We start from the raw sequence: 6,595 nt of genomic DNA, 5'->3' as shown, positions 1-6,595 counted from the left end.
ATGCCGGATGGGCATTAGACTGTAGTCGGGATGGGGCGTGAACACCTCATCCCCTCTCCACACCCCACCCCGATTTGTCAACCCCTAATCGCCGTTTTTTGAGTGCCCATGCAAGTGCTTCTTCTCGAGATGCGGCACTATGCTTTAATTTCCCTTCCTCTTGAAGGTTATCTGAGGTCACGACGCACCATTTCCCGCCTTCGTAGGAGTCTTTTTCCGCATAATCTTCCTGATTGGCAAGCCTGATAACGATATTTGCGGGCCCTTTCGACTGCTTTTCCTGTTCTGTCGTCATTCTGTAAGTTTAAGCCCTGTAAGTCCACAGGCCGCCGTCCCAGCGACACGCTTCCAGGAAAAGAGGCCAGAGCCACCGCCCCAGCCTCCCTTCTCTATCAACAATCAACCATCTACTATCAACAGCCTTACTTCTCCCGAATCGCCCACCCCTGCCGCTTCACCGCCTCAATCTGCGCGGCGAACACGGGGTCAATGTCTTCTTCGGTGAGCGTCTTTGCGCCACGGTAGGTCATCCGCACGGCGACGGAGCGGTTGCCCACGCCCACCTGTTCGCCCGTGTACACGTCAAACGGCTCCACGCTTTCCAGCAACTCGCCGCCCGCATCACGCAGCACCTTCACGATTTCGCCGTAGCTCACGCCCGTCGGTGCAATCACCGCGAGGTCACGCAGCGCGGCGGGAGCGCGGCTGGGGTCGGCAAAGGCCCAGTCACGGGCAGGTAGCGGCAAGGCCACTTCCAAGATGAAGGTGTCTCCCTTCAGGCCAAATTCGGCGGCAATTTCGGGATGCACTGCGCCCAGCCAGCCCACCTTTTGCCCGTTCCAGACGACTCCGCCCGCAATACCTGGATGCAGCGCCGAGGGGACTTCATCGCCGCGCAGTTGCTCCAGCGTAAAGCTTGCGCCCAAGCTCGCCGCGAACGCTTCCACCAGCCCCTTGAACACGCCAAAGCCGCCGCGAACGCCGTCGGTGTAGGTCTTGGCGGCCAGGTCACCGCGCATCAGCAGGCCGAGGCGCTCCTGCTCGCCGCTCGCGGGGAAAATCCGCCCAATTTCGAAGAGCAACACGCGCTCGCCTTTGCCGTGTGCGCCCGCCGCCCGCAGCAGCGAGGGATACAGCGCGGTACGCATGCCCGTGCGGTCTGCCGTCATCGGGTTTTTCAGGCGCACGTTCGGCAGTTCGGCCCGCGCTTTGCCCGCTTCGTCGTCGCTGGTGAAGGTGTAGGTCACGACCTCCTGAAAGCCCAGCCCACTCAGCGTGCGGCGCAACTCGGCCCGTCCGTTGCTGGGGGCCGACGCGCCAATGTTGGAGTCGTGGACGCGCAGGTGCGGCAGCGTTTCGGGGAGGTTGACGAAGCCGTGCAAGCGGGCGACTTCTTCCGCGAGGTCTTGCCAGATGACCATATCCACCCGCCACGAGGGAGGCAGCACGCGCAGGTCATCCCCTTCGCCCTCAACCCTGCACCCCAAACGCCCCAGAATGTCGCGCATTTCGGCGGTGTCAACGTGCATCCCCAGCAGCTTCCGAATCTGTTCGCCTGTCGCGCTGATTTCGCCTGGGAGTTCGGGCGTGCCGACCAGCGTTTGCCCCTGCTCGGGCGTGCCGCCGCCACACTCGCGCAGCAGTTCGGCAATGCGGGCGGCGGCGTGGGGCGCAATCAGCGGGTCTACGCCGCGCTCAAAGCGGTACACCGCATCGGTCTTGAGGCCCAGACGGGTCGCGGTGCGCCGCAGCAGCACGGGGTCGAAGTGGGCGGCTTCAATCACCACGTCGGCAGTGTCGGCCCGCACCTGCCCATGCGCCGCGCCCACGATGCCCGCCACGCCCAGCACATGGTTTCCTTCTTTGGGCTGCTTCATGGTGGAGAAGGCTTCCGCCACCGTCATCACGGGTTCGTCGCTCATGCCCGCGTCCAGAATCAGCAGGTCCTCCGGCCCCACCTGATGCTCGCCCCCCAGCAGGTCGCGCACCTTCTCACCTTCGCGCAGGCCGAACGCCACCACGATTCCGTCCGCCGCCACGTCACGGCGGTCATAAATGGCGGTGGGCTGGCCCAGTTCCAGCATCACATAGTTGGAGGTGTCTACAATCAGGTCGCGGGGGCGCATTCCCGCCATTGTCAGGCGGCGCTGCATCCACAGCGGGCTGGGGCCGTTCTGAATTCCCGACACCGCACGGGCGGCGAAATGGTCGCAGCCGAAGCGCAACTTTTTGGACGGGTCACGCTCCAGCACACGGCCCCGGTCGGGCAGGGCAACGCGAATCTGCCCCGCCCCTTGGGGAACGGGGGGCAGCTTGGGCGTAACCAGTTCCAGCTTGAGGAAGGCGGCAAGGTCACGCGCCAGACCGAGGGCGCTGAGCACGTCGGCGCGGTTGGGCGTGACTTCAATGTCCAGCACGGTGTCGGCGGGCCAGAGCGTTTGCAGCGGCGTACCAGCGGGGGCCTCGCCTGCGCGAATCAGCATCACGCCCGCGTTTTGCTCGCCTATGCCGAGTTCCTTTTCACTCGCCGCCATGCCCCAACTTTCCACGCCCTGCATCTCGCGCACGCCGTAGGTCATGCCGCCGAGTTCGGTGCCAGGGGTGACAAGGGCCAACATGGTGCCCGCCGCCAGCCCCACCGCGTTCGGCGCACCGCTGGCGATGGTGTGCTGCCCATGCGCTGGCCCCGCGTTGAAGGTGATTTTGGTCAGTTTGGTGCCTTCGATGGGTTCGGCGCTGATGACCTCCACCAGCAGGACGCCTTCGGGGACGGTGGGGGCGTCCTCGGTGCCTTCCAGGGGCAGGCCAATCTGCGAGAAGATCGGCTCCAGTTCGGTGACGGGGGGCAGTTGGGGAATCAGTTCTTTGAGCCAGGAATAGGGAAGTTTCATGGGTGGACCTCTTGGTTGTTGTCGGCGTGCTGGCGCACCAGGCCGCGCACCGCTTCGGGAACGAGATTGACTTCATCGAGGCGTTCCAACGCTACCCATTCGGGCTGATACCAGTTTTCCTCGCTGTTGCGAATGCCTTCTGGCCCGTCGCCCAGGCGCATTTCACCGCCCTCGACGTGGGCCAGGAAATAGTGTTCTTGGCTGTGGGTGTCGCCGTGCCGGTTGTCCAGTTCCAGCACCTGCTCGCCTACGCCAACGGTCAGGTTGACTTCTTCCAGCACCTCGCGGGCGCAGGCCTCGGCGGGGGTTTCACCGGGTTCGATGCCGCCGCCGGGCAGCGTGGCGTAGGTCTTGCCGTTCTTGCGGCGCAGCATGAGGAGAACTTGATTTTGGTCGTTGTAGATGATGGCGACGGCGCGGGGGCGTGGGGCGGGGGTCATGGGGTCTCCTTCATTGGGGATGACGTTGCTCATTGGGAATGACATTGCGGTAAATCTCGTCCAGCGTGAGGCGCAGGCCCAGGCAAGGCACGTCCACTTCGCCCACGCCGCGGACCTCGCGCAGCCGCCAGCCGCCGTTTTCGGTGGTGCTGGGGTCGCGCTGGTACTCAATGACATACCGCTCGTCCTGCGACACAATCAGGTAGGTTTGCAGGCTTGGAATGCCCGTGTAGACGCTGTATTTGTGGCGGCGGTCGGTGTGGGCGGTGCTGCCTGAAGTCACTTCGGCAATGAGGCAGGGCGCGGTTTCGTGGTAGCGGTGCGGCGCTTCGCCTTCACAGGCCAGCATCACGTCGGGGTAGAAGTAAACCGACTCGCTGGGGATGTAGATCTGCATATCGGACTGGTAGAGGCGGCAGCTTTGCCCCATAGCAGCGGGGTAAAGCGTGCCTGCAATGTTCATGCTGATGCGGGCATGGTTGCCACTCGTTCCCGCCTGAGCGTGCAAGGGGTACACGAACCCGCCCACATACTCGCGCTTGTAGGGGCTTTGGCGCTCGCTGGCGAGGTATTCGGCCTCGGTCATGGCTTGGGGGGCGGGGTCGGTCATAGATGCTCCTCCAAATACTTGTGTAGGGCGCCCAGATGCATAGGGTAAAACGCCTCGGGCTGATGCTCCAGCTTTTGCCGCAACTCTTGCAAGGGTACCCAGCGCGGCGCGGCGGTTTCTCCTTGCTGGGCACGGGGTTCGCCCTGCGCCTCACAGATGAAAGTGCTGAGCAGGATGGAGTATCCGCCTGACAGGTTTTGAGTGACGCAATACGGCGTCATCGTCCGAACGTCATAGCCCAGCACCTCGCGCCCAAAGCCTTCGCCCTCGCCCCTGATGCGCGTGACGGTCAAGCCCGTTTCCTCCCTCACTTCGCGGCGCAGAGCATCGAAGACATTTTCGTACTCGCGCAGTTTGCCTGCGGGCAATTCAAGCAGACCGTCCTCAATACCGATATTGGGTTTGCGCCGTTCTTGCAAAAGGAGAGACGCTTGACCATTCACGCTGCGCGGAATAAGGGCGCCCACACAGGGAATGGCGAAGGTTTCCATTACCCCAACTCGCCCCGAAACTGCCCAATTACCCTCGGGTCGTTGGCGTAGAAGTAGCGAATATCGGGAATCTTGTACTTCAGCATGGCGATGCGCTCTGGTCCCAGCCCGAACGCAAAGCCTGTTTTGCCCTCGTAGACGCGCTCTTTGCCCGCTGCTTCGCGCAGGTCATCCACCGCCTTAAACACGTTGGGGTGAACCATGCCGCAGCCGCCCAACTCCAGCCATTTGCTCTCGCCGCGTGGGTTGTCCCAGTACACGGCGAAGTCGGCCCCAGGCTCCACGAAGGGGTAATAGCTGGGCTGAAAGCGCACTTTGGCGCTCGGCCCGTACAGCCCGCGTGCCATCTCCGCAATGGTGCCCTTGAGGTCGCTCATGCTGATGCCGTCGCCCACCACCAGACCCTCGAGTTGGTGAAACATGGCCTCGTGCGTGGCGTCGGTGGCTTCGTAGCGATAGACCTTGCCCCGCGAGACCATTTTCAGGTCGGGTTCGTGCTCGACCATGTAGCGAATCTGCATGTTGCTGGTGTGCGTCCGCAGCAGACGCCCGTCTTCCAGCCAGAAGGTGTCCTGCAACTCGCGGGCGGGGTGATACCAGGGGATGTTCAGCGCCTCGAAGTTGTAATGCTCCTCCTCCACCTCCGGCCCTTCCGCGACTTCGTAGCCCATGCGGGTAAAAATGCCGATGAGTTCGTCGTACACGCGGCTGATGGGGTGTAGACCCCCACTGGGCAGGCCCAGCCCTGGCAGCGTCACGTCGATGGCTTCGCTTTGCAGTTTGGCGTCCAGCGCGGCCCGCTTGAGCGCCCCTTCCTTCTCGTCCAGCGCGGCCTGAATCGCCTGACGCACCACGTTGATTTCCGCGCCGCGTGCCTTGCGTTCTTCGGGCGGCAGCTTGCCCAGCGTGCCGAGTTCCTTGGTCACCAGACCCGATTTGCCCACATATTTGGTCTTGACGAGTTGCAGCGCTTCGAGCGTCTCGGCGGCTTGAATTTCAGAAATGGCCTGTTCTTGCATTATTTCTCCTCCATCTATCAACCATCACCCATCATCAAAAATTCCCCGTCTGCACGCAGCAAAACGGGGAAGAACACAGGGCCGAAGACTTAGCCCGGTGTTCTTCCCCGCTGGGTAAATGGCGAAGGTAAAACCGTCATACCCCGTCAGGCTATCAAAACACGCCCGCAGCGAACACCCGCCGTACGTCCTCGCGGCCCAGGCCCAGGCTGAGCAGCACCAGCAGCAGCAGCCGCGCCTTGTGCGCGTTCAGGAAACTGGCCGGAATCGCGCCCGCCGCCACCAGTGTGGCCCCACCGCCCGCGTAGCCGTAGACAGGCAGAATCGGCCCGGCGTGGGTGCGGGTAGCGATGACGACGGGTTTGTCGCTTCCCTCTATCAGCGGCAGCAGTTCGGGCGGCAGGTTGCCCGTGCCCAGCGCGGCAATCACCAGCCCGTCGGCCCGCGCCAGTGCTTCGGCGTAGCCTTCACCCTGCCAGCCCGCGTAGGCGTAGAGGATTTCGACCCGCCTCCTCAGCGTTTCCGGGCGAAAGGTCGGGCGCGGCTCCGGCGTGGCGAAATAGCGCACCTGCGGCCCCATCGGAATACGGTCGATGCGCCCAATCGGGCCGGGATAGCCCCCGAAGGCGTCCACCGCGCTGGTATGCACTTTGGTCACGGTGCGGGCGTCGAAGATGTCGCCGCCGAAGACGACCAGTGGCCCGCGCCCCGCCGTTTCCGTACACAGCGCGACCTGCGCGGCGTCCAGCAGGTTGCCGGGACCGTCCCAGGAGGCTTCCTCGGCGTGGCGCATGGAACCCGTCAGCACCACCGGAATGGCGGCGGGCAGGCACAGGTGAAGGAAAAAGGCCGTTTCTTCCAGCGTGTCGGTGCCGTGCGTGACCACCACCGCGTCGTGGTCGGCGGCGACTTCTTCAATCAGTTGCGCCAATTGACCCATGTGCGCGGGCGTGACATGCGGGCTGGGCAGGTTGAACGGCTGAAATTCGCTGACCCGCACGCCTTCCAGGCCGGGCAGCTCGGGCGGCGTCTGCGGGGTCAGGCCGCGTCCGTCGGGACTGGGACGGCTGGCGATGGTGCCGCCAGTGTGAATCAGGGCGAGGCGAGGAGCAAAAGACATGACGGCAGCTTAGCGGCCCAGCCT

7 protein-coding genes are annotated in these 6,595 nt (G+C 63.7%); all 7 read right to left on the bottom strand.

Annotated features, from left to right (window positions below; genetic code table 11):
- Nucleotides 1–46 precede the first annotated feature (46 nt).
- The 7 genes from Q4C89_RS06490 to Q4C89_RS06460 all read right to left on the bottom strand — a co-directional run bounded on the left by Q4C89_RS06490 (nucleotide 47) and on the right by Q4C89_RS06460 (nucleotide 6,571).
- Entirely contained in the window at nucleotides 47–295 is a 249-nt protein-coding gene (locus Q4C89_RS06490) for a hypothetical protein (RefSeq protein WP_303101793.1), read from the bottom strand.
- Nucleotides 296–422: 127 nt separating this feature from the next.
- Nucleotides 423–2,891 (bottom strand): phenylalanine--tRNA ligase subunit beta, encoded by a 2,469-nt coding sequence (locus tag Q4C89_RS06485; protein WP_303101792.1) that lies wholly within the window; start codon nucleotides 2,889–2,891, stop codon nucleotides 423–425.
- The gene (locus Q4C89_RS06480) at nucleotides 2,888–3,331 is read right to left on the bottom strand and encodes an NUDIX domain-containing protein (protein ID WP_303101791.1); all 444 of its coding nucleotides are present in this window, start codon (nucleotides 3,329–3,331) and stop codon (nucleotides 2,888–2,890) included. Before Q4C89_RS06480 ends, Q4C89_RS06485 begins: the two co-directional genes overlap by 4 nt.
- Before the next feature lie 10 nt (nucleotides 3,332–3,341).
- Complete coding sequence (locus tag Q4C89_RS06475; protein WP_303101790.1) at nucleotides 3,342–3,941, bottom strand: Uma2 family endonuclease; 600 nt, start codon at nucleotides 3,939–3,941, stop codon at nucleotides 3,342–3,344.
- The gene (locus Q4C89_RS06470) at nucleotides 3,938–4,432 is read right to left on the bottom strand and encodes an NUDIX hydrolase (protein WP_303101789.1); all 495 of its coding nucleotides are present in this window, start codon (nucleotides 4,430–4,432) and stop codon (nucleotides 3,938–3,940) included. The genes Q4C89_RS06475 and Q4C89_RS06470 overlap by 4 nt, the downstream gene beginning before the upstream one ends.
- On the bottom strand, nucleotides 4,432–5,451 hold the full coding sequence (gene pheS, locus Q4C89_RS06465; protein ID WP_303101788.1) for a phenylalanine--tRNA ligase subunit alpha: 1,020 nt from the start codon (nucleotides 5,449–5,451) through the stop codon (nucleotides 4,432–4,434). Before pheS ends, Q4C89_RS06470 begins: the two co-directional genes overlap by 1 nt.
- Nucleotides 5,452–5,605: 154 nt before the next feature.
- Nucleotides 5,606–6,571, bottom strand: a complete 966-nt coding sequence (locus tag Q4C89_RS06460) for an asparaginase (protein ID WP_303101787.1) — start codon at nucleotides 6,569–6,571, stop codon at nucleotides 5,606–5,608.
- Nucleotides 6,572–6,595 lie beyond the last annotated feature (24 nt).

Origin of the sequence: Deinococcus sp. (assembly GCF_030523985.1) — a bacterium.
In the GTDB taxonomy this organism is placed as follows: domain Bacteria; phylum Deinococcota; class Deinococci; order Deinococcales; family Deinococcaceae; genus Deinococcus.
Note: the sequence above shows the minus strand (reverse complement) of the source record. Positions and strands in the feature narration are given on the sequence as shown.